Consider the following 22,366-nt stretch of genomic DNA (forward strand, 5'->3'; position numbering starts at 1 on the left):
GCTCTCAGCCGTATCATAGACTCATAGCTATAGATTAGATCTTCAAATCCCCCCAATTTCCTCACTATAAGAGAGGGAATGGTTCGGCTTCTTTTTGACAACTTCTGTCGCAAAAAGTGTGAACATAAAGATGTTATAAGTCGGTACAAACCAAAATGCTTCAATCATACAGTTAATTGCAATGAGGGACAAGATCGCAACAAATAAATAACGCCCCTTCTTGAATTCATATTTTGAAACAATGACATAAATGCCGACTAATAAAGCAACCGGTACGATACCATATGTAAATAACATCTGAACATAAGACGAATCGACATAATTATAATTGAGGACAGACTCTGTGCTTCCTCCGGATCCAATAAACTGAACCTCTCTTGTTCCAAACCAATTCAAAGGATATAAATTAAAAGCATTTTTACCCAAGGCTAACCGACCTGTAATGAATTGATTAATTTGAACATAAAGTGGAGATGACCAGGAGAAATGATAGGTCAAGTAGATCATTCCGCTTGAAAAAAGGATGATCGAATAGGGCAACAAGTGGTACAACTTCAACTTTTTCTCTTTTGTGAAATAGAAGAAGAGAAAGAGCAAGACAGCGACCAAAAGCGAGATCGCATTCATACGAGCGTCACAGAACTTGATAATAAAGAGAGCTAGAAGAACGCCGCTCAGAGATCGTAAGCCAATATACCGATCTTTTAGCAAATAGGAGATTGCGACATAAAGGTAGAAACAATGGGCTGCGAAATCTGTTGGATAGATAAACCCAAATGAATTACGGATAACAGCACCCCGACTATATTGTAAGTTTGGAACTACCTTTAACAGTGACAATAGAAATACTGTAAGGACTATCGTACCTGCAACACCTACATAAGTTTTTAAAATGACTTTCCTATCCGCATTGACCAGTAAAACCATTAAGAGAGAATAAACTAAGAAATTTAACTTATCCGTCTTGAAATAAACCATAACAGCTACCATCAATAACATGGCAGACAAGATTAGATAATGATAGGGAATCGAGATTTTATTAAAAAAACGAAGCAATAAGAGAGCTACAACCACTAAGAGGGAGCTCGCACCAACATGCAAAAAGCCCTTATTTAACATCGTAGTGGATATTGTATTAAAGAAGATCACAATCGAGACGACAAAACCAACCAGTAGATCGTCAAATTTCATTTTTATCATTAAATTACCTGATAAAGAATTTTTAAAGAAAAGCTCATTCTGTTTAGATTAGAAGGCCTGCTTAGGGAACACCCCTGCTATAGCATTCTTTTCTAAAGATTTTGTTTACTTAAAAATTCATATCCTTCCTTTCTACTCTCTACTGTTTATTTAAAAATTGTTGTTTTAATTCTTTCACATCTACCACTCTCAGAGATAGGATAGCGATCAGATAAATGATCCCACCAAGCACCGCATACACGAGTACATTCAGAGTAGGGGTGAAATGTAGGAATGGTTTTATAAGGAGCAAGAGGCCATACATCACAGCAGATGCAAAAATAATTTTTGTCATAGACCCAATAATTGGAACTTCCCTGAGGTAATGACGGGTATAGTACAATTGAATCAGCCATACCAAGGATTCTGTTAAGACGGATACAATGGCTGCACCGATAAAACCAAAATGAGGTAAGAAGAGCACATTCAACCCGACACTGACGATAGCAGGAATCGTAGTTGACAGCATAAATTCTTTGTTCTTATCATGCGGGATGAGAATTTGAATCCCCATGATATTGGTCCATCCGATGAAGAACATACGGAAGATCATGATAGCGATGGCATAGCGAGCATCTTGGAAATCCTTCCCTAAGAAGAATCGAACAAAGTCATCGTTGACGATCAGCATACCCGCAATAATTGGGAAAATGACCAAATTATAGATCAAAAAGGACATTTGGTGCATCTTATTGACAGCCTTGTGGTCTCCTGAAGCCAAGAGACTCGCCACGCGCGGAAGCATGACACTTCCTAAAGACGTCACAAGGGTCAGCAAAATATTAACCAATTTCAAGGCCTGGTCATAAATCCCTACATCCTTTGTAGAGGCGAGAGCACCCAGCATAGTTCGATCCAAGGTGACATAGAGGGAAATGGCAATCTGCGGTAAAAAGAGCAGAATGACCGGTTTTAAGTGCACCCGTGCATAAGCCAAATCAAAATGGGCTTTCCCAATGAACTCCCGAGCAGGTAGCCACATGCTGAGCTGACCTAAGAGCTCAAAGATAGTGAGTAAGAATACATAGAGATACAAATCATTGGCAGATTTGACAAACAAGAAGATGGAGATGACTCCAACCAGTTTGACCGTGATATTCCGAACCGTAATCTTGCGGAAGTCCTCTAACCCCTGAAAAAGCCAGGAGATATCGAGTCCCTTAGAAACCAAGCTAAGTCCTAAGATATAAGCGACAGGATTTTGCATGGAAGGTAGCGCCAAGCACAGCAAGACATAGAGTAGGATGGACACAAAGGTCGCTCCCAACTGGAGGGTATAAATCCCCCAGAAATTCTTTTGAATGTCTTTGCGGTGTCCTGAGATCTCCTTGGTTCCGTAGTTAGCCACTCCCAAGGTCGCCAAAAGGATAAAATAGGTGACGATGGAGTTGAAATAACCATAGGTCCCCAAGTCATTCGAGCTAAAGACCCGTGTCACATATGGGGTGGTGATAATCGGCAAGATAATCACCAGCAACTGGTAGGAGAGATTATAGGCGTAATTTTTTAACACTTTCATGACTGTCTACAATCCCCACTTGAAGACCGTTTTAAACGGTGTGATCAAATCCGTCGCAAAAGCTCGATGAATATCTGGAATGGTTTGAACTTCTCCATCAACGTGGATAATGTTTTTCAAACGACTTTGGACTCGACGATTAGCCAGCATCTCTACAGCCCGCTCGAAATCTTCACGACCTGAGCGAGAAGACCCTACAAAAGTCAAGCCCTTTTCAAGAACATCCCTTGTATTGACTGCGACCCGGTTGTCACTAACCCCCATCAACATCACAGTTCCTTGGGGTTTGATATGATCAATAATATCATTGATGGCTGGTTCGCTTCCTTGACCACCAGTACATTCAAAGGCGTGATCAAACCGTTGATCGTCTGTCAACTCGCTGGTCAAAATCGCCTGATGGATAAAATTAAACAATTGCAGTTTATCACTATTGCGCCCTACGACCGTAATTTTCAACTCTGGGTAAAGATAGTGCAAAGAAGTCGCAACAACATATGAAAGACTACCGTCACCTAAAATCAAAACTGACTCTCTTCGTTGGTGGGCAATAAGATCAAATCGATGAATGGCATGCATAGCAACACTACTAAACTCCGCTAAAGCTGTCACAGGGCCTCGAACTTCCTCTGGGTAAGCCACTACACGATCCAGCGGTAAGGCAACCACTTCCTGCATAAAGCCATTAAAACCACTAGACAAGAAGTGTGTCCCCTCCAAATAATTTTCAAAGAAGGCACCCTCTGATTGATGGGGAGGCTGATTGGGAACCATAGCCACGATCTGTCCTGGTTGATAGGTCCCCGTAGGATCCGCTACCACGATACCAGACGACTCATGGATCAGGGCCATGGGTAATTTCTTTTTAAGCACTTTAGGATCCCGCTTCCCTTGATAGTAACGTTGGTCCGCATGACAAATAGCCATGTAATAAGGGCGAATCAACACCTTGTCTCCACGGCTCATGTCTTCTTCTTGGTATTTGATGGTGATGTTTTTCGGCTGGGTCAGCTGAAAGATTTGGTTCAACATATTAATTGTCCTCAATCATACCGCGTGCAATTTTCAAATCTGTAATCGTCGTAATTTTAATATTGGAATATTCCCCTTTTGCAAGGGCAACTTTTTTGCCATTAATGACAAAGATCTTGCAGGCATCTGTCAAGACTTCTTTCTGCTGGTCACTCAAATCATGGTACAAGGCAAGGAAGTCTTTCATTTTGAAGGTTTGAGGGGTTTGACCCTGATAGAGGTATTGACGTTCTGGGATATCCGTGATAAAGGTATTATCGAAGCTTTGAACAATGGTATCGGTCGCTTCGACCACTGTATCCACCACATCATGACTCTTAGCTAGTTCAATGTTTTCTTGGATAGTTTTGAGGCTGACAAAGGGACGAACGGAATCATGAGTGACGATAATATCCTCATCTGTTAAAGGTTGCACCTCATCGATAGCCAAGATGATGTTTTCGATGGTAGAGTTGCGGTCACTTCCTCCCTCTACAACCACGATCCGATCCTTATAAGAAGCCAAGTATTTGTCGACCAGGTCTTCCGTATAGGTCACCCAGTCCGGATGAATCCCCAATACAATCTTTTGAATCTCATGGACTAATAAGAACTTCTCAACGGTATGGATTAAAATAGGACGTCCCCCCAAATCCAAAAATTGTTTGGGCATATCCGTAATCCCCATCCGTGAGCCTGTCCCACCTGCTAAAATCCCTGCATAAATCATCCTAAACCTCCTGTGTTGTCTCATTTCCCTTCTCTAGAACATGGCTATTTAGCAATCTAGCCTAGTTTTGCTCTCACCTTTTGATACAAATGAGGAGAAAGGAGCAAAAGAAGGTATTTGAGTTTATTTTTTCTTGTAATATGTGAATTGATTAGAATATCTTTCCAATAGCGACGATACTCTTTGCGAATCTTATTGACTTGGTCATACATTTGAGAACCTAATAAGGCATGGACCACATGCAAGCCATTAAAGACATAGCGGGTATTGACCGCTTTTTTCATTTCCGGATCATCAGGATAGTCTCGCTCGACATAGGCTCTGTTCCATTCCATGGCCTTGTAGAAATTCAAGAGCCGATCGCTATAAGAAGAATTGACGATACTCCCTGGTCTTCGATAGTATTTATAAAGATTTAGATCGCTAACTGCAATTTCCTCACAACAAGCAATATGTTCATAAGCAACAGCCAAATCTTCATAAATCATTCCTTCTGGATAGGGATGTTGGAGTAAGATCTCTTTCTTGTAGAGTTTTCCTCCTGAATGGGTCCCAACGTGGTGACCATAGAACATTTCTATCAGAGCTGTATGGCGTTCTAATTTCCTAGCGCCCTTTTCATTTAGATCTCCTGAAAAATCTTTGTCCTCATAACTTCTGACTTCAATGACCGGGGTCGATACGAGGTCAACATTATACTGGTCTTTCAATCCCATTAAATATTCAACAGTTCTACGATCATAATAATCATCTGAATCAAGGAAGATAATCCAGTCAGTTGTCGCAGCTTTCACTCCTGTATTTCGAGCATTAGACAATCCCCCATTTTGAAGATGGAGCACTCGAATACGGTCATCTTCCTGAGCATACTGGTCACAAATTTCTCCTGATCGATCCGTCGATCCATCATCGACTAGGATGATTTCAATATTTGAATAGGTCTGTTGTCTAAGACTACCGACACTATACTGTAAATACTCCTCGACATTATAGACCGGTATGACAATCGAAACCTTTTCCATTATGCTAATCCCTTCATGATAATTTCTACAATCTGTTGACAAGCCGTTCCATCCCCATAAGGATTACTTGCCTGGCTCATCTTCTCGTATTCATCTTGGTCTTCCAGAAGGAGCTTGAAGTTGCGATAGATGTTTTCTTCTTCTGTTCCGACCAATTTCAAAGTCCCTGCAGCCACACCTTCTGGACGCTCTGTCGTATCACGCATGACAAGGACGGGCTTCCCTAAAGAAGGCGCTTCTTCTTGGACGCCACCTGAGTCCGTCAAGATCATATAGCTTTGGTTCATGAAATTATGAAAATCAATCACTTCCAAAGGCTCAATGATTTTCATTCGCTCATTCTCTCCAAAAATCTTGCTAGCCAATTCTCTGACTTTTGGATTTTTGTGAATAGGATAGACCACCTTGACATCTTCAAACTCTTCTAAAATCCGGTTGACCGCACGGAACATGTGCTCCATAGGTTCTCCAAGATTCTCGCGACGGTGGGCCGTCAACATGATGAGCTTGCTTCCTTTTGCCCATTCCAATATAGGGTGGTCGTAGTCTTCTTGGACTGTAGTTTTTAAGGCATCAATAACGGTATTTCCTGTAACGAAAATATTGGTCCGTCCTTCTTTTTGAAGATTCTCTTTTGAAACCTGGGTTGGAGCAAAATTGTAATCTGCCACTATGGAAGTAGCTTGACGGTTAAACTCTTCAGGGTATGGGCTTTGGAGATTGTAAGTCCGAAGGCCTGCTTCCACATGCCCCACTTTGATGCCCATATAAAAGGCCGCCAAAGCTGTTGCAAAGGTGGTTGTGGTATCTCCATGGACGAGGACAATATCAGGTTTTTCTTGCTCCAAGACTGGTTGGATTTTTTCCAATATAGAGGTCGTGATGGTAAATAATGTTTGATTGGCCTTCATAATGCCTAGATTATAGTCTGGAACAACACGAAAAACGTCTAAGACTTGGTCCAGCATTTCCTTGTGCTGCCCTGTTACACAGACTACCGTTTCAATGGTATCGTGTTGTTTGAGTTCATTGACCAAAGGACACATTTTAATGGCTTCTGGGCGCGTCCCAAACACTAACATTACTTTTTTCATTTTGAACCCTTCCTCATCGATTGGTAAAAGTTGCGATAGTTGTTTAAAAAGATCGGATAGCTAAACTTGTTATCATAATCTCTCTTTGCTTGAGCAGCTAAAGAGGCTCTTTTCTCAGGATTCTCTGCCAATTGTTTAATTGCTTGAGCTAAGGCTTGCGGATCCTCAGCTGGGACGAGGAGCCCATTCTCAGAATTCACTACTTCGTTCACACCTGGAATATCTGTTGCAATCATCGTTTTGCCGTTCATAAAAGCCTCGATTGCGACCAATCCAAATCCTTCAAAGACAGACGGAAGGACACAAAAGTCAAAGCTATTGATACACTCTACCACGTCGCTTCGGTAGCCCAAAAAATGAATTCTTTCTTCCAGACCGAGCTCTTTTGTTTGATTTATCAAATCATTTTTCAATTCTCCGTCACCGACAAGAAACAAGGATACACTTGGATTTGTCACAAGTGACATGGCTTGGATCAGGTAGGGTAAGCCTTTTTGTTCGGATAAGCGAGCGATACAGCCTATTTTGATACCGTCACATTTAGTAATTTCATTTACTGTATGCTCACTTTGTTTCATTTTCACTCCATTATAAATCACAACAGAGTTTTTTGACCTTACATCATTAAGGATATTTTCCTGGACAGCTTGACTGACAGCAACCGTTCGAGCCTTTCCTAGGGCGAATTTATAAAGTGGTAATTTATCCTTGAAAACATTATGGGCTGTGTAGACATGGATCAATTTTGGATGGCGCATCTGCAGCAAACGAATATAGAAAGCAGCCATCCGGTGATGGGTGTGAACAAGAGTGATCTCATTTTCTTTGATGATCTTGGAAAGACTAGCAAGAATCTTAAGCACAGTAGCTGGCTGTTTGCTATCGACGTCTAGAATCCGATGGTGTTGAATCCCATTCTCTGCTAGTTTTTCTTCCCACAATCCACCAGTTGATGCGACATGAACCTGGTCGAATTCATCCTTGAGGTCTGTCGCCAACTGATAGACAATGCGTTCTGCCCCACCGATATCCATGGTCCGCGAAATGTGCAGAATATTATTTTTTTGCTTTCCGTTTTTCATGTACTACTCTCTTAATAAAAGTGGCATTTCCCACAAAATAGCGCTTAAAGAGGCGTTTTGGTTCATTGGCCACACGGAACAACCATTCCAGATTGGCCTTTTGCATCCACATAGGTGCCCGCTTGATATGTCCTGAAAGGACATCAAAGCTTCCTCCCACTCCCATAAAGACAGAGTTGACTCCATTGTCCATAAACTTCTGGATCAAGTACTCTTTTTTAGGAGAGGTAATGCCGACAAAGACAAAATCTGGATTCTTCTCACGAATATCTTCTTGAATAGCCTCTTCCTCTTCAGCAGAGAAATAGCCATTGCGATGCCCCACTACTCGGAGATTCGGATAATCCTTTTTAAAGATAGTTAACATATCTGTCAAGACTTCCTCTTTTGCCCCGAAGAAGTAGACAGAGTAGCCTTTTTCATTGGCCAAATGGAGCAATTCCTGCATCAAATCAATGCCTGCCACGCGCTCTGGTACAGAATAGCCCAAATAGCGCGCTGCGAGAACAACAGAAGCACCGTCTGCATTAATGATTTCAGATTCATTAACTATCTTCTTGATGGCTTCGTCTGTCGCACACTGATTGAGCTTATCTGCGTTGACCCCCATCAAATGGAGTGGTTTTTTATCTCGTACAAATTTTTCTGTAGCAGCAACGGTTTCTGCCATTGTTAAAGGGTCAATTCTGACCCCCATCATTGTAAAACTTTTCAAGCTTATTCTCCCCAAGTGGATTCAAAGTGACCTTTTTGCTCTGATTCTTCAGGCAACTTCATATAATCGCCATAGATCTTTGTCAAATAAGCATCCGGATCAGCATGACCACTGATTTTAATAGTTTCAAAATCAAGGAGTTGTGGCTCCCCAAATACCTCTTTGTAGGCCAATTCTCTCTCGCGATAGGATCCTAAGACATTTCCCACGAGATCACTTGTCTCAAAGTCATATTTTTTAATCGTATTTTGTAACTTTTGATTGATTTTTTCAGTATTTAGTAATTTGTCTAGGTGAAGGATCTTAGAAACCTTCACAATTGAATTTTCAAAGAAACCTCGGTCGCGATTGTGCAATCGATTGATGACAGATATTTTGGAAAGGGCACGGTAATACTTAATTTTATTGGTGTGCAAGAAATAGTGGAAGCCATCTGATGGGTAACCATCTAAAGGAAACACATCGATAAAAGGACTACACACAACCCCACCAAATTCAATTTGAAGTGAGGTATCCATGATAGATGTATTGCCTAAATTATCATCATGGATTCTCAAGATGACATTGCTTGGTAATTCGTTTTGGCAAATTTCCAGAAATTTTTCATAGTCTTTTCTAGGCATGCCCAAATCCATATCGTCATCCCAAGGAATAAAGCCCTTGTGACGAATAGCTCCCAATAAAGTGCCCCCTAAAGCATAGTATCGAAGATTGTGTTTTGTGCAAATCTCAATATACTTTTCTAATAAGGATAGTTCTCCTAATTGAATCTGTCTAACTTTACTCACAGCCTACTTCGCTCCTTCTTTTCTAAGTACAACCTTCACGGTCTTGAGCAGGATCTGAATATCTCTCCAGATCGTCCAACCATCCATATACGCAACGTCGAGTTTGACCACTTCGTCAAAATCTGTAATCTCACTGCGTCCGCTCACTTGCCAAAGGCCTGTAATCCCTGGCTTGAAACTGAGTCGGCGTTTTTGGGCTGGCGTATAGTCTTGGTATTCGTCTACCGTTGGAGGACGAGTTCCGACTAGACTCATATCACCGATCAACACATTGTAAAATTGTGGCAATTCATCCAGACTGGTCTTACGGATAAAGCGTCCGATTGGGGTTACCCGTGGATCGTTTTCCATCTTAAACATGCCACCAGTCATGGTATTTTGTGCCATGAGATCTTTTTTAATCTCTTCGGCATCCACGCGCATGGAGCGGAATTTATAGAAGTTGAAATACCGTCCGTTCTTTCCGACCCGCTTCTGTACAAAGAAGGCAGGGCCGCCATCTTTACGGATTAGAGGGACCAAAACGATACTCACTAGTCCACAAATCAAGAGACCAAAGAGGGCTCCCGCAATATCCAAGAGACGTTTAGCAAAGACGTGACTCGGCTTGTAAAAATTGGTTGAGAAAGTGACGACACTTAGTCCCCCGACTTCTCGAACCCGTTTATTACCCAAGGAAGCGAAGTTAAAGGCATTGAGATTAACCGATACATCGATCCCCATACTCTCAAACTCCGAGACGAAGTCACTAATATTGTAGTCCTCACTTGGCAGATTAATAAACACTTCATCCACCACTTCCTTGGTCACAAAGTTCATCATTTGATCTGGATGCACCACCCGTACACCCGAATGAGCAAAATCCGTATCGTCCATGACGGTGACACCGATCAGTTCCCCATGATAAAGGCTAGGCGAATGCAGAATATCAAATACCTTTTCCATCCGACTGGTCGCTGTGATCAAGAAAATCTTTCGCGAACTTTTCCGTCGTGGTGAAACAGACTTCCGGTATCTCTTGAGCAAGAGATCCATGATATAGACGGAAAACGTATTGAAAAGAAAGAAGTAGATCATCCCCCGACGAGAGATGGAAAAGACCCCATCGAGCATAAAAGAGGTAAAGGTGATCCCAACAGCGAAAAATACGTTGTATTTCAAGACCTGAAAGAGCTCATCTAGATAGCCTCTGCTATAAAAACGATAGGCAATATTGCTAATGTAAAAGGCTACAAAATGCAAGAGATAGAGAATGGCGATCGTCTGTGACGTGTATTCTGCATTCTTAAAAAGACTCACAATGTAAGCTGAAAATAGGACAGCTAAACTTTGAAAGAGAACAATATTTAGTTTTTCCAGTTCAATTCTTTCTTCTCCCATTTTCCCTCAATCCTATTCTTTACTTTTTCCCGTACTCTCCGTAAGATCCATACCCACCGTATGAACCATACTCAGCAGCTTTAATGTTAAATTTATTGAGCACTACTCCTAAGAAAGGTGTGCCTGTTTGTTCTAATTGGTCCTTGGCCTTTTGGACAGCCTTGCGTCCATTGGCACCAGATTCTGTGATCAAGACAGTTCCATCACAGCGTTGGGCGATAATGGCCGCATCGATCACGACCCCGATTGGAGGCGTATCGACAATGATGTAGTCAAAATGCTCACGCAAGGCATCCATCATCACAGTGAAGTTCTTGCTTTGCAAGAGACCTGTTGGGTTTGGCGCGACCTGTCCAGACTCGATGATATCCAAGTTTGGAAAATCAGTCGCATACAAGATTTGGTCCAATTGGCTACGACCAGATAAGAAGTCAGTCAAGCCTTGGATCTTATCCCGACTACGGAAAATCCCTGTCATGACAGAGTTCCGGATATCACAGTCGACCAAGAGGGTCTTGTAACCCGCACGCGCAAAGGCAACGGCCAAGTTGGTTGAAGTGGTTGATTTCCCTTCATTTTCTTGAACAGATGAGATAGCGATGACTTTTAAGTCCACCCCACTCAATTGGATATTCGTCGCAAGGGCATTGAAGTATTCTTCTGCCTTCCGAATTTCTTGTAATTTATTTTTTGAAATTTCTAACGTATTCATGCGATCCCCAGTCTACAGTTTCTTAATATCTGGCACAATACCAAGTAAGGTTAAGCCCATCAACTCTTCGATATCTTCTGGTCTCTTGACACGATCGTCCAAGACTTCTACTACGACCATGAGAACCACCATGAGGCCTGCTCCAGCAATGAAGCCAAGAAGGACATTGCGTCGGATATTTGGTGAAGAAGGTGATTGAGGCACTTCTGCTTCATCCAAGGTCGTAACATCTGACACCTTGGTCACAGAAATGATCTTTTCAGCTGCTACATTCCGAAGGCCATTGGCAATACGAGCTGCCTCTTTTGGATTTCCGTCCTTAGCCGTGATCGAAAGGATACGAGTATCTGTAGGAACGGATACACTGATCTTTTTCGACAACTCAGCAGGTGTCATATCGAGTTTCAATTCTTCGATGGCTTGACTCAAGACATTTTGAGAAAGAATGATTTCACGGTAGTCCTTAACCAAGTAAGAACCCGCCTGCAAATCAGAGTTTGTCAAGGCATTGTTGTCTTGGTTTTGACGACTGACCACATAGATCCGGCTAGTACTTTGGTATTCTTTCTTGGCTAAAAAGGCACTGTAGCCAAATGCTGCAATGGCAAAGACAAGAGCGACCAAAACGATCGAAAACTTGCGTTTCCATAGGGTCTTCAGCATAGCGAAAACATCAATTTCCACTGCTTGATTTTCTTGATTGTTCATTTCCTAATTACTCCTTCATGTGGATCTCTCCACCTGTTTCCTGGTTAGATTAATTCATCCGCTAACAAGAGTTCTTGATTGCTGACAAAGAGAGCTTGTGCTCGTTGTTCTCCGTATTCTTCCTTGATCAAGCGATAGGCTTCTGCCATATAAGGCGGCCGTTTATCTACATTGTGCATATCACTGGCCACAAAGTGCACCAAGTCTTTTTCTAAGAAGTACCGAGCTCGTTTTTTCAGTTGTTTTTGCTCATCCCCAAATAGGCGAGGCTTGAGAACGCTGGAACTATTGATCTGCATGTAGCAGCCCATGTCAATCATCTCTTGCACGCGCTCCTCATTTTTCTCCAAGCACTTGTAGCGCTCAATATGGGCCACCACCGGTGTCACACCTAGATGGAGCAAACGGTCCAAGGCCGTATGAATCTCCTTGTAAGGCGTTCCCATGCTGAATTCAATTAGTGCAAAGCGCGTCTCTGCCAAACGTGGAATGATCTTTTCTTCCAGTTTTTTCAAGACATCATTAGTAAAGTAGATCTCTGCCCCGTAATGAATCGTTAAATCTGGCGCGACCTCTGCCGCAATTTTTTTCACTTCTTGAAAATTTTCAGAAATCTTTTCTTCGGGAGTTTCAAACATTCCCTTGCGACGATGAGAAGTGGAGATAATGGTCCGTACCCCTTGGTGATAGCTTTCTTCCAATAAGGCGCGCGTATCTTCTCTTGTCTTTGGTCCATCATCCACATCAAAGACGATGTGCGAGTGGATATCAATCATTTTTCTTTTCCTTCCATAACTTTTTGGATGGTTTCTTTTGCCTTGGTCAAGCTGGCTTGATCCAACTCCATGACATAGAGGTTGTAACCAGGCATAGCATAAGACGGCAAGTCATTTCGTCCTTGACCGGTAATCGCTTGAGAAGTCACCTCATAAGAACCACCCGTTTCTAACTGGGTATTGATCAAGTTCATCATAGTCGGCAACTGCATATTGGTTTGGACAGAATCTTGGAGGTTTCCGATAATCTCATTGTAGTTGCTTAAGACCTTGGTAGAGGTCAACTTTTTGATAATGGCCGCAATGACTTTTTCTTGGTTTTTACCACGGTCATTGTCGCCACCTTGGAGAGAGTAGCGTTCTCGGACAAAACCGAGAGCTTGCTCTGAATTCAAATGAACCTTTCCAACTGGGAAATGGAACTTGCCATGAAGGCTCGTGAATTCTTGGTCATTTTCCACATCGATTCCCCCTAGAAGGTCAATCAACTTGAGGAAGGAGGTGAAATTGAGACGAACGTAGTAGTTGAGCTTGATATCATAGAGATTCTCAAGGGTATGGATCGAAGCATCCACTCCGTAGATCCCCGCGTGGGTCAACTTATCGTTCTGGTTGTTACCACCATCTGCAATCGGTACATAGGCATCCCGTGGAGTCGTTGTCAATAGGACTTGCTTGGTCTTTCGATTGACCGTCATGATGATATTGACATCTGAACGTGAAACCGAGGTTACTGGGCCATAGGTATCGATCCCGCTGACATAGATGTTAAAGACATCCGCATTGGCAGACACCTTGCTCGTCGCTGCCACTTCTTTTCGGATCTTGTAGGAATAGATTTTCTTCAACTTCTTCGCATAGTCCGCATCTTCTGCAGCGATGGTATCTTCAAAAGTACTGTTGAGCACCATAGCAGAAGCATTCCCTTCTTGCAGGCTCTTATAGGCATCTAGATAAGTCGGTGCATCCACTACAGAAATTTCCTGACCCTTGGTCTTTTTGATGTTGTCCAAGAGGGCAGTGAGATTGGCTTCGTTATTGTTGCCCTTTGGGGCTACCACTTCCTTGATTTCTTTAATATCTTTGATGTCACTGTCTTTCTTGACATAGACAGCCATCTCAAACTCTGTATAGTTAGAGTGGCCATTGACATTACTGGTCAGATTCAGCAGCTGTTGACTAGCAAACAAAACTCCTGAACTAGCCAATAAGCCGACAAGAAGCAGGACCAAAGTTGTTTTTTTGGCCTGATTTTTGATCACAAACCAAGCTGATAAGAGCAAGAGAAGAGCTAGTAGTGCAATCACGAGAACATTGACATAACGAAAAGCCAAGATGTTATTGGCCAACATGGTATAGGTCGCCCAACTTGCAGTCATAAGCAAAAAAATAAGCAATACGGAATTAATGATTCGCAATTGCCCCCACTTATGTTCTGAACGACGACTCCGTCTCCTTTGTGACATAAATACCTCCAATTAGTCCTAATCATATTTATTGTAACATATTTTTAGCAAAAAATGCATTAATTATCACTTTTTTGTCCATTATGGACATTCGAAAAGTAAGCGTTTTCCGAAATAAGCAAAATCCCTTGTATACTTATGCAGAGAATCCAAAAAAACCGGGTGAAAAACCCGGCTTTTTTGAAGATCCTACAAAAGATCATCTCGTTTGACCTGCTCAAAACTTTCTTTACCGTCATTGAGCTTGTCCCAGATGACGACTTTTCCTTCTTTGAGGGATTTTTGAACATCGATGATCCGCTGGTTAGAAGAGCCACGAAACTGCAACATGAGGTTGCGTTTGCTTTTATCATAGCGGCCATCGACCAGGATATCAATCAGCGACAAGAGCTCCAGTTTATCAGGCGTTTCTAACATCATTTCTTCCCAAGTGTAGCCAGTCCAAGACCAGATGTCTTTGTTGGGCAACTCTTTTCTCACGCGCTTGACCAAGGGCAGAAGGATGCCGGTGTTGAGAAAGGGTTCCCCCCCAAGCAGGGTCAAGCCCTGGACATAAGGTTGAGCCAGATCTGCCATGATCTGCTCTTCTAATTCTTTGGTATAGGGAATGCCTGCATTGAAAGACCAGGTCGCTACATTGTAACAGCCCTCACAGTGAAACATGCAACCCGCCACATAAAGGGAGTTGCGGACCCCTTCGCCGTCGACAAAGTTAAAAGCCTTGTAATCGATGATGCGCCCTTGGCTCAGTTCTTCACTCTTCCACTCGCCTGGTTTAGGTGTATTCCATGTCATCCTTCTACTCCACTTCTATCCAATAACGCTCCGTTCCATTTTGAACATCTTCAAATTGACCGCCATTAGCTAAGATAACCGCTCGGCTGGCCGGATTTTCCGTGCTACAAGTCACAAGAGCACGATGGATGTTCTTTTCCTTGGCAATTTGCAAGCCCTGACGGAGAGCTTCCTTAGCATAACCTTTACCTCTTTCAGATGGGCGAATAGAATATCCTATATTCCCTGCATAATTCAGCAATCCCTCATTTAGTCTCAACCGTAAATTTAAAAAACCTAAAGCATGACCTGATTTATCAAACAATACGAACTGAATTGATGGAACGCGATTTTCAGGCAATCCTATTCCCATTTCTTTATTAAGGTTAGTTTCTAACCACTCCTCATAATCAAAGTTCTCAGCATCCCAAAAGCCACCGTCGTGGGCCGACTGGGTCTCTTCGAACTCTGTCATCATGTTTAGAATGGTTTCTTTATCTGCTAATGTTGGTCTGCGTAATTCCATCTTTACCTCCCCATACGAGAAAAGCGAGAGCGAACTCTCACTTTTTCTTATTCTTATTTAAAAATTGTTCTCTCAGGCTGGCTACTCGGTCTTTTTTATTGATTCCACCCTTTGAATGCTTCTCGTGGAATCGTTGAACCTGAGCCTTACCCTTATCATCTAATTGGTATTTTCCCATAATGTCCTTTTCTAATCTGTCACTTGGTGTCCAGCTGATTTGATCGTGGATCCATTCATGTGTTTGACACGTGCAGCGATTTCCTTATGACGGCCATTGACCATCGGACGAGCTTGCGGGTTTCCTAGATAACCACAGGTCCGTTTGACCACATCAACCGTTTTCGGATCGCTATTGCCACAGTTTGGACAAGCAAATCCGCGCTCAGTAGGCGTGAAATCTCCTTCAAAATCACACTTGTAACAACGGTCAATCGGCGTATTGGTTCCGAGATAACCGACCCGGTCATAGGCATAATCCCAAACCGCTTCAAGGGCTTTTGGATTTTGTTGGAGCACAGGGTATTCACAATAGTGGATAAAGCCACCAGAAGCTCCAGCTTCCGGATAAACTTTTTCAAAATCCAACTTTTCAAATGGCGTTGGGTTCTTACGAACATCGTAGTGGAAACTATTGGTGTAGTATTCCTTGTCTGTGATATCCGGAACCTGACCAAATTTCTCCGTATCTAGGCGACAGAAGCGGTCTGTCAAGCTTTCTGACGGTGTCGAATAGATGGAGAAGTGGTAATCATACTGGTCAGACCATTCTTCCACGCGCGCTTTCATATCCTTGATGATATCGATCGTGAATTGTTTGGCTTCTGGATTGTGTTCCCAATTTGGACCATAAAAGACGGTTGCGACTTCATAAAGTCCGATATAGCCAAGAGAAACGGTCGCTCTGCGATGACGGAAGAGCTGATCTACCTGATCATATTTACCCAAGCGTTTCCCGAAAGCCCCATATTGGTAGAGGATCGGCGCATTGGCTGGTGTCGCTTCTTTGGTGCGTTCCACGCGGTAAACCAAGGCATCTTCAGCGATGTTCATCCGTTCATTAAAGATTTGCCAGAACTTCTCCTTGTCTCCGCCCGATTCCAAGGCAATCCGAGGTAAATTGACGGTCACGACCCCAAGATTCATCCGGCCAGAATTAACTTCCACACCATTCTCGTCCTTCCAACCTTGAAGGAAAGAGCGACATCCCATCGGCACCTTGAAGGAGCCTGTCAACTCGACAATCTTGTCATAAGACAAAACGTCTGGGTACATGCGCTTCGTCGCACATTCCAAGGCCAATTGCTTGATATCATAGTTGGGCGTTCCAGGTTCTAGGTTGAGCCCCCGCTTGAGGGTAAAGATCAGTTTTGGAAAGATGGCTGTCCGATGTTCTGAACCCAGTCCCTTGATTCTAATTTCCAAAATCGCCTTTTGGATTTCCCGTTCGAAGCGATTGGTTCCAAGACCAAAGCCAAGCGAAGTAAAGGGAGTTTGCCCGTTCGAAGTAAAGAGGGTATTGATCTCATATTCCAGCGATTGCATGGCATCATAGATATCTTTTTGAGTCTTGCTCCAAGCATAGTCCTCTTGCTTTTCAGGAAGCACCCACTCTTTGGCATCTGCCAAGTGTTTTTGGTAGTTCTTTTCTGCATAAGGGGCCAGGACCTCATCGATCCGGTCAGCCGAGCAACCCCCGTACTGACTAGAAGCTACATTGGCAATAATCTGCGAGATTTGAGCCGTTGCAGTTTGGATGGACTTAGGACTTTCGACTTCTGCATTCCCAATTTTAAAGCCATTTCTGAGCATGCCTTCAAAATCGATCAAACAGCAGTTGGTCATCGGTGTATAAGGGCTATAGTCCAAATCATGGTAGTGGATATCCCCTTTTTGGTGGGCATTGGCTACGTGTTTAGGCAACATTTTAAGACCAATAGACTTACCAACGATCCCTGCCGTCAAATCCCGTTGCGTATTAAAGACATCGCTGTCCTTATTGGCATTTTCATTGACAACCGCTTGGTCCTTGTTGAGGAGTTTTCCAATCGTAAAGTTGATATCCGTCGCTTTTGAGCGCTCAAAATCCCGTTGAGTCCGATAAGTAATGTAGCTCTCAGCAATCGCATATTCATTGGCTTGAAGCAATTCATGTTCGACAACATTTTGGATCTCATAAATCTTCACGCCATTTGGAAAACGTTCCAAAATCTCTGCGATTACACGATCGACAATGGCTTCTAGTTTGGCTTCCATCACTGGAGTGAGAGAAGTCACTTCTTCTGTCGCCTTCAACAAGGCTTTATAAATTTTTTCAACATCGAATTGAACACGACGGCCATCTCGTTTTTCAACAAAAATATCCGGGGCCATTCTCAGTTTTTCTTCTCTCAAGGTGATCATACCAAACATGCCTCTCTTCATTTATTTACATACAAGTTGTATTATACCACTCCAAAAATAAAAATCAATATCTTGTGGTGAAAATTCTAAAAAACTTTCTAAAACACAAGATATTGATTTTCTTAAGAGCGTTGATAGAGTTTGAAATGACGGTATTTCTTCTCAACCAGACGATAATTTTCTTTGAGCAAGTCCTTCATATTGGAGGTCAACTCCACCTGATTGTTGACCACAATATACTTGGGTTCAGACCGATCGATTTGTTGGATCACATTGGTCCGATTTTCATTAATTCCCAGATAAGACGTCGGGGTCAATAAGGCAGAAGCTGCCAAACGATCGCTTTCTTGATAGAGAGTAGCTGTCGTATCCCAAGCATAAATAGTATCTTTCGACTTGGTGTGATGTTTAATGTAGCTGGCAATAGTACTCCGTTCACTCGATTGACCAGACTGAAGCACAACATCTTGAACCACTGGATTCGCCAACAGATAGACAAAGGCTACTAGCGGTAAGAAAACTTGGCTCGTAAAGTAAGCGGCCCAAACTTCCTTGTTTTTCTTCTTCCGACCACGACGTTCGATCCCGTCGTTTTCTTCCCCATCTCGTGAGAACCAGATCGCAAACAAGGGAAGAACAAATGGCAACATTGGCAACAATTGGTAAGCGCCTTGCTCCGGAAGACCAATCGACACGATGAGGACTACCAGGCTACCTGCCCATCCCATAAAGCGGAAGATCCGGCGAGCACTGCTATTTTGCTTCGTAAAGGACATCAAAAAGGCAGAGACCAGACCAAAGGCCAGCGCCAACAGTCCATAATAAATGGCATTACTGAAGGTCTGTCCATTGCTAAAATTCAAGGCATTAAAGACATAGGTTACTTGGTTAATGGCATAGCCAAAAGTCTGATTCAAAACGGTGATATAGCCAATTGGATAAAAGACGAGTGAAAAACCAAGGAGAGCTGCTAGCAGTTGATAAAAGCCACGCGCCCATCTCTTCTGCTTGATGTTAAAGGCTGTTAATCCAAGGAAGGCCAACAAATAAAACAAGGCACTGGTCATCGGATCAATCAGGAAAGCCACAGCTGCAATCGCACCATAAAGGATAAAGCCTTCATCCTTACGATGCCCAATCAAATAAGCCAAAATGAAATTCATGCTGGCAAATAGGATTGGAAGGCTAAAGAGAGTCACATAAGTCCCTCCAAAACCAAGGCCTAACACCAAGAAATAAAAGAGTAACTGGACATTCTTCGCTGTATCTTTATCAGACACCAGCAAGCGCACAACCCGATAGAGGTAAGTCCCCGCAAAGAAGAGGGCAATCGCTTGAAGGATCATCAAGATCCAATGTCCACCAGCTAAACTTCCCAACCAGTTGATTGCATAATAGAGCAGACCATTGGTTCCGTAAAAATCACCAAACGGTACTTGACCCTTGGTCATTGCCCAGCCAGCATACAAGTTTTGAGATTGTTGATTGGTTGCAAAACGGGTTAAAAATGGCACCCCGACATGCAGTAAACTAATCAAGAGACTCAACACAAAAGGAATCGCTAGGGGCACTGGACGCTTGGATTGACGACGGATCGGCTCAACTGCCACATCTGCTTCTAGCTCTTCCGTATTCTCTTCTACCTTAGATGCTTCCGCTTTTGCCGCTTCAACTCCCGCCTTACGCGAACGACGACTCATCCGACTGAGCGTTTGCTCCGCTTCCTGTTCAGATTCTTGTGTAGGTTCTGCTACTGCTTCTGGCTTGGCATCACTAATTTCCTCTGATGCCTCCATTGCAACCGGCTCCTCCAAGACTTCTGCCTGCTGGCTATGAGTCGGCTCTTCTTCACGAAAGACTGATTTATCTAGCACTTCGCGAATTTCACGTGTATCCTGAAAACTGTCTCCCACGTGAAGCCCTAACTTTTTCGAAGTCATTTCTTGCTCTTTTTCGCTCATTCTTTTTCCTTTTCTTCGCTATTCCTCTGCTCTTTCCTTTTAGAAAAAAGCCCATTATCTTCTCTAGTATACCAAATTCTGCCGACCATGTCAGCCTCTTGCCACATAGTCCTATGGAAAAAGAGTCAGGCATCTCGATTCCTGACTCTGATTTTCGTTTTTATACATTTACAACATCGGTGCGAACAATTGCATAATTTCCTTGATTAAGCTTTGGTGCCATGTAAAGCGGAAGGTATCCTCTGTAATTTCTTGAGACACTTCAAAGATATGGTCAAAGTCCTCACGAATCTTTTTCAAGGCAGGCGTCCGATACATCCAGACAGCATTTTCATAGTGATGGACCAAACTGCGGTAATCAAAGTTAATCGACCCTACAACCGCCATTTCATCATCGGCAAGAACTTGCTTACTGTGGACAAAACCAGGTGTGTACTCATAGATTTTCACACCAGCGTCCATCAGATCCAAGTATGCCCCACGGGTTACGATTTGGATCAATTTTTTATCCGGAATATACGGGGTCACGATGCGAACATCCACCCCACGAAGGGCCGCATTGCGGATATCTTCTGTCAAATCATAATCGATGATCAAGTAAGGAGTCGTGATATAGACGTAATCCGTCGCTTGGTTGATCATATTTTGATAAACCGTCTTTCCGACCTGCGACTTGTAAATTGGCTTTGGTCCACTCCCATAGGGAATATAGAGCCCTTCTCCTTCGACTGCCTTGTTTTCAATATGGTAGCGGTCAAAATCCTCGATTTCCCCACGGTTGATGTACCAGTTCATGAGGAAGAGTCGCGTTAAGGCCTTAACAGCTCGTCCATCCAAGCGGATAGCACTGTCCTTCCAGTGACCAAACCGCTCAATGTGGTTGATGTACTCGTCTGCCAAATTGACACCACCCGTATAGCCGATCTGCCCATCAATGACCAGAATCTTGCGGTGGTCTCGGTTGTTATATGCCACTGTTAGACGGGGGATCACCTTGTTAAACTTATGGGCATCAATCCCCATCTTTCGCAATCGTTTGGTATAGTTCCCAGCCAAGGTTGCCATACAGCCGATATCGTCATAAAGGAGTTTGACTTCAACCCCATCTTTCACTTTCTGCTCTAAAATCTCTAGGATACTGTTCCACATCAAGCCCTCATCAATGATGTAAAACTCGATGAAGATAAATTTTTTCGCCGCTCTCAGATCCTCTAGTAGTTGCTCATACATCTCCTCCCCTAGAGGGTAAAAGGTTGATGCCGTCCCATTGTAGAGATCCGCATTGTGATCCATGGATAAAATCGACTTGACCAAGCCATAAACCGCCTTGCTTTCTTGCTTGAGCTCCTTACGCAACTGATGACTATTGTCCTCTCGAAACTTCATGGACTCCATATTTTTCAGCTGGATCATTTCCTTTTTGGACAAACGTCGCTCTCCAAACATGAGGTATAAAAGCGATCCAAAGACAGGAATGACGGCAATCAAGAGCCAGGTCACCTTATTTTCAGGCGGGGTATTTCGATTAACAATAGCTAAGATTGTCGACACATATAAGAGCCCAATGACTGCAACAGATAGCCAATGAGGGAACCATCTATTGAGCCAGAAGAAGGCCGCAAAGGATGCCCATAGTTCAAAGCCCATAAACAAAATACTAAATCCATATTTGGACATTAATAGACGTAATTTTCGAAAGGTCACAGCATCCTCCTTTTTTCTTTCTACTAGTATACCAATTCTTTTTACCCGTTGCAACGACCAACCAAGCCCCTTCTAGACAAACAAAAAGAGAGTGGGACAAAAGTCCTAGCCTCTCAATTATTTTTGGATTGTCGAGCAAGACGCAGTGGTTGAGCGGGCTCTACTACGCTGATTTCGTCAGCTTTTTCAACCCTACTCAACTTTGCGGAGGTAGGACGACGAAATCGAATTCTAACGAATTACCGATTTCTGTCCCACTCTCTCTTGTCTCGTCCCTTATTGCTTGGTCAGGACAATAATCCCTTGATCATCCTCTGCTTGTTCCAAGTCTTCTAGCGACAACTGATTTCCTTCGATCCGATAGCGATAAGGCTCATCTCCGATACGCATGGATTGATTGACCGGATCAATACTAACCTCTTTGGCCTCTTCTTCTCCATCAGCATCTTGCACCGTAAACGTGCCTTTTCGACCCGTCACCACCAAGAGGATCGTATTTTCCTCGTCCTGTCCACGATAACTGCCATCTATGGACACCCCTTCTTTCTGTTCTTCACTCGCTGACGTCACAGTCTGTGATGAAGCAGACGTCTGTTTGCTCGAAGTCTGTGTCGCTTTTTCTTGCTGGCTACAAGCAGTCAGGAAAAGGGCTACTGCCAAGGTCATTATAGACATGATTTTTTTCATTAAGATCGACTCCTTTCGCCATAACCGTATACCATCTACCACCAGTATACGCTAAGAAAGTCTCTAGGTCAA

Annotated in this window: 21 protein-coding genes; all 21 read right to left on the reverse strand. The window is 43.1% G+C overall.

The window, feature by feature from the left end; all coding sequences use genetic code 11:
• Positions 1-42: 42 nt before the first annotated feature.
• The 21 genes from RIN70_RS09765 to RIN70_RS09865 all read right to left on the reverse strand — a co-directional run bounded on the left by RIN70_RS09765 (position 43) and on the right by RIN70_RS09865 (position 22,294).
• Positions 43-1,200 carry a polysaccharide polymerase gene (locus RIN70_RS09765; protein ID WP_070661573.1) on the reverse strand — a complete coding sequence of 386 codons (1,158 nt, stop codon included), beginning with the start codon at positions 1,198-1,200 and terminating at the stop codon, positions 43-45.
• Between the two features lie 139 nt (positions 1,201-1,339).
• Positions 1,340-2,758, reverse strand: coding sequence for a flippase (locus RIN70_RS09770; RefSeq protein ID WP_070661576.1), 1,419 nt, complete (start codon positions 2,756-2,758; stop codon positions 1,340-1,342).
• 6 nt (positions 2,759-2,764) lie between these two features.
• The gene (locus RIN70_RS09775; protein ID WP_070661579.1) at positions 2,765-3,790 is read right to left on the reverse strand and encodes a zinc-binding dehydrogenase; all 1,026 of its coding nucleotides are present in this window, start codon (positions 3,788-3,790) and stop codon (positions 2,765-2,767) included.
• A 1-nt stretch (position 3,791) separates the two neighbouring features.
• A complete protein-coding gene (locus tag RIN70_RS09780) occupies positions 3,792-4,499 on the reverse strand; it encodes an IspD/TarI family cytidylyltransferase (protein ID WP_313790575.1) in 708 nt (235 codons plus the stop codon).
• Positions 4,500-4,555: 56 nt separating this feature from the next.
• Positions 4,556-5,521 (reverse strand): glycosyltransferase family 2 protein, encoded by a 966-nt coding sequence (locus RIN70_RS09785; protein ID WP_070661585.1) that lies wholly within the window; start codon positions 5,519-5,521, stop codon positions 4,556-4,558.
• Positions 5,521-6,615 carry a non-hydrolyzing UDP-N-acetylglucosamine 2-epimerase gene (wecB, locus tag RIN70_RS09790; protein WP_201037434.1) on the reverse strand — a complete coding sequence of 365 codons (1,095 nt, stop codon included), beginning with the start codon at positions 6,613-6,615 and terminating at the stop codon, positions 5,521-5,523. The genes RIN70_RS09785 and wecB overlap by 1 nt, the downstream gene beginning before the upstream one ends.
• Positions 6,612-7,697, reverse strand: coding sequence for a glycosyltransferase family 4 protein (locus RIN70_RS09795; RefSeq protein WP_313790576.1), 1,086 nt, complete (start codon positions 7,695-7,697; stop codon positions 6,612-6,614). The genes wecB and RIN70_RS09795 overlap by 4 nt, the downstream gene beginning before the upstream one ends.
• On the reverse strand, positions 7,672-8,397 hold the full coding sequence (locus RIN70_RS09800) for a WecB/TagA/CpsF family glycosyltransferase (RefSeq protein ID WP_371106568.1): 726 nt from the start codon (positions 8,395-8,397) through the stop codon (positions 7,672-7,674). The genes RIN70_RS09795 and RIN70_RS09800 overlap by 26 nt, the downstream gene beginning before the upstream one ends.
• 17 nt (positions 8,398-8,414) lie before the next feature.
• Positions 8,415-9,200 carry a LicD family protein gene (locus tag RIN70_RS09805; RefSeq protein ID WP_023919863.1) on the reverse strand — a complete coding sequence of 262 codons (786 nt, stop codon included), beginning with the start codon at positions 9,198-9,200 and terminating at the stop codon, positions 8,415-8,417.
• A 3-nt stretch (positions 9,201-9,203) separates the two neighbouring features.
• Positions 9,204-10,580 carry a sugar transferase gene (locus RIN70_RS09810; protein WP_201087990.1) on the reverse strand — a complete coding sequence of 459 codons (1,377 nt, stop codon included), beginning with the start codon at positions 10,578-10,580 and terminating at the stop codon, positions 9,204-9,206.
• Between the two features lie 19 nt (positions 10,581-10,599).
• Positions 10,600-11,292 (reverse strand): tyrosine-protein kinase, encoded by a 693-nt coding sequence (locus RIN70_RS09815; protein WP_021154082.1) that lies wholly within the window; start codon positions 11,290-11,292, stop codon positions 10,600-10,602.
• Positions 11,293-11,304: 12 nt separating this feature from the next.
• Complete coding sequence (locus RIN70_RS09820; RefSeq protein ID WP_049472727.1) at positions 11,305-12,000, reverse strand: Wzz/FepE/Etk N-terminal domain-containing protein; 696 nt, start codon at positions 11,998-12,000, stop codon at positions 11,305-11,307.
• 44 nt (positions 12,001-12,044) lie between these two features.
• On the reverse strand, positions 12,045-12,776 hold the full coding sequence (cps4B, locus tag RIN70_RS09825; RefSeq protein WP_070464689.1) for a capsular polysaccharide biosynthesis protein Cps4B: 732 nt from the start codon (positions 12,774-12,776) through the stop codon (positions 12,045-12,047).
• Positions 12,773-14,242, reverse strand: a complete 1,470-nt coding sequence (gene cpsA / locus RIN70_RS09830) for an LCP family glycopolymer transferase CpsA (protein ID WP_024055170.1) — start codon at positions 14,240-14,242, stop codon at positions 12,773-12,775. The genes cps4B and cpsA overlap by 4 nt, the downstream gene beginning before the upstream one ends.
• 189 nt (positions 14,243-14,431) lie before the next feature.
• On the reverse strand, positions 14,432-15,037 hold the full coding sequence (gene nrdG, locus RIN70_RS09835) for an anaerobic ribonucleoside-triphosphate reductase activating protein (RefSeq protein ID WP_201087991.1): 606 nt from the start codon (positions 15,035-15,037) through the stop codon (positions 14,432-14,434).
• A gap of 4 nt (positions 15,038-15,041) precedes the next feature.
• A complete protein-coding gene (locus RIN70_RS09840) occupies positions 15,042-15,542 on the reverse strand; it encodes a GNAT family N-acetyltransferase (protein ID WP_201087992.1) in 501 nt (166 codons plus the stop codon).
• Between the two features lie 37 nt (positions 15,543-15,579).
• Positions 15,580-15,720, reverse strand: coding sequence for a hypothetical protein (locus RIN70_RS09845; RefSeq protein ID WP_003002079.1), 141 nt, complete (start codon positions 15,718-15,720; stop codon positions 15,580-15,582).
• An 11-nt stretch (positions 15,721-15,731) separates the two neighbouring features.
• Complete coding sequence (gene nrdD / locus RIN70_RS09850; RefSeq protein ID WP_070589926.1) at positions 15,732-17,942, reverse strand: anaerobic ribonucleoside-triphosphate reductase; 2,211 nt, start codon at positions 17,940-17,942, stop codon at positions 15,732-15,734.
• 122 nt (positions 17,943-18,064) lie between these two features.
• Positions 18,065-19,903: an MFS transporter gene (locus RIN70_RS09855; RefSeq protein WP_247923677.1), complete on the reverse strand. Its 1,839-nt coding sequence runs from the start codon at positions 19,901-19,903 to the stop codon at positions 18,065-18,067.
• A 168-nt stretch (positions 19,904-20,071) separates the two neighbouring features.
• Positions 20,072-21,607 (reverse strand): cardiolipin synthase, encoded by a 1,536-nt coding sequence (cls, locus tag RIN70_RS09860; RefSeq protein WP_313790577.1) that lies wholly within the window; start codon positions 21,605-21,607, stop codon positions 20,072-20,074.
• A 276-nt stretch (positions 21,608-21,883) separates the two neighbouring features.
• A complete protein-coding gene (locus RIN70_RS09865; protein WP_049515005.1) occupies positions 21,884-22,294 on the reverse strand; it encodes an SP_0198 family lipoprotein in 411 nt (136 codons plus the stop codon).
• Positions 22,295-22,366 lie beyond the last annotated feature (72 nt).

It is taken from the genome of Streptococcus parasanguinis (assembly GCF_032163505.1).
GTDB classification, from domain to species: domain Bacteria; phylum Bacillota; class Bacilli; order Lactobacillales; family Streptococcaceae; genus Streptococcus; species Streptococcus parasanguinis_V.

Bases quoted from the DNA above. Each gene is read 5' to 3' on its own strand.
- RIN70_RS09765 (WP_070661573.1), bottom strand. From the start codon at position 1,200: ATGATAAAAATGAAATTTGACGATCTACTGGTTGGTTTTGTCGTCTCG.
- RIN70_RS09770 (WP_070661576.1), bottom strand. From the start codon at position 2,758: ATGAAAGTGTTAAAAAATTACGCCTATAATCTCTCCTACCAGTTGCTG.
- RIN70_RS09775 (WP_070661579.1), bottom strand. From the start codon at position 3,790: ATGTTGAACCAAATCTTTCAGCTGACCCAGCCGAAAAACATCACCATC.
- RIN70_RS09780 (WP_313790575.1), bottom strand. From the start codon at position 4,499: ATGATTTATGCAGGGATTTTAGCAGGTGGGACAGGCTCACGGATGGGG.
- RIN70_RS09785 (WP_070661585.1), bottom strand. From the start codon at position 5,521: ATGGAAAAGGTTTCGATTGTCATACCGGTCTATAATGTCGAGGAGTAT.
- wecB (WP_201037434.1), bottom strand. From the start codon at position 6,615: ATGAAAAAAGTAATGTTAGTGTTTGGGACGCGCCCAGAAGCCATTAAA.
- RIN70_RS09795 (WP_313790576.1), bottom strand. From the start codon at position 7,697: ATGAAAAACGGAAAGCAAAAAAATAATATTCTGCACATTTCGCGGACC.
- RIN70_RS09800 (WP_371106568.1), bottom strand. From the start codon at position 8,397: ATGATGGGGGTCAGAATTGACCCTTTAACAATGGCAGAAACCGTTGCT.
- RIN70_RS09810 (WP_201087990.1), bottom strand. From the start codon at position 10,580: ATGGGAGAAGAAAGAATTGAACTGGAAAAACTAAATATTGTTCTCTTT.
- RIN70_RS09815 (WP_021154082.1), bottom strand. From the start codon at position 11,292: ATGAATACGTTAGAAATTTCAAAAAATAAATTACAAGAAATTCGGAAG.
- RIN70_RS09820 (WP_049472727.1), bottom strand. From the start codon at position 12,000: ATGAACAATCAAGAAAATCAAGCAGTGGAAATTGATGTTTTCGCTATG.
- cps4B (WP_070464689.1), bottom strand. From the start codon at position 12,776: ATGATTGATATCCACTCGCACATCGTCTTTGATGTGGATGATGGACCA.
- cpsA (WP_024055170.1), bottom strand. From the start codon at position 14,242: ATGTCACAAAGGAGACGGAGTCGTCGTTCAGAACATAAGTGGGGGCAA.
- nrdG (WP_201087991.1), bottom strand. From the start codon at position 15,037: ATGACATGGAATACACCTAAACCAGGCGAGTGGAAGAGTGAAGAACTG.
- RIN70_RS09840 (WP_201087992.1), bottom strand. From the start codon at position 15,542: ATGGAATTACGCAGACCAACATTAGCAGATAAAGAAACCATTCTAAAC.
- RIN70_RS09845 (WP_003002079.1), bottom strand. From the start codon at position 15,720: ATGGGAAAATACCAATTAGATGATAAGGGTAAGGCTCAGGTTCAACGA.
- nrdD (WP_070589926.1), bottom strand. From the start codon at position 17,942: ATGATCACCTTGAGAGAAGAAAAACTGAGAATGGCCCCGGATATTTTT.
- RIN70_RS09855 (WP_247923677.1), bottom strand. From the start codon at position 19,903: ATGAGCGAAAAAGAGCAAGAAATGACTTCGAAAAAGTTAGGGCTTCAC.
- RIN70_RS09865 (WP_049515005.1), bottom strand. From the start codon at position 22,294: ATGAAAAAAATCATGTCTATAATGACCTTGGCAGTAGCCCTTTTCCTG.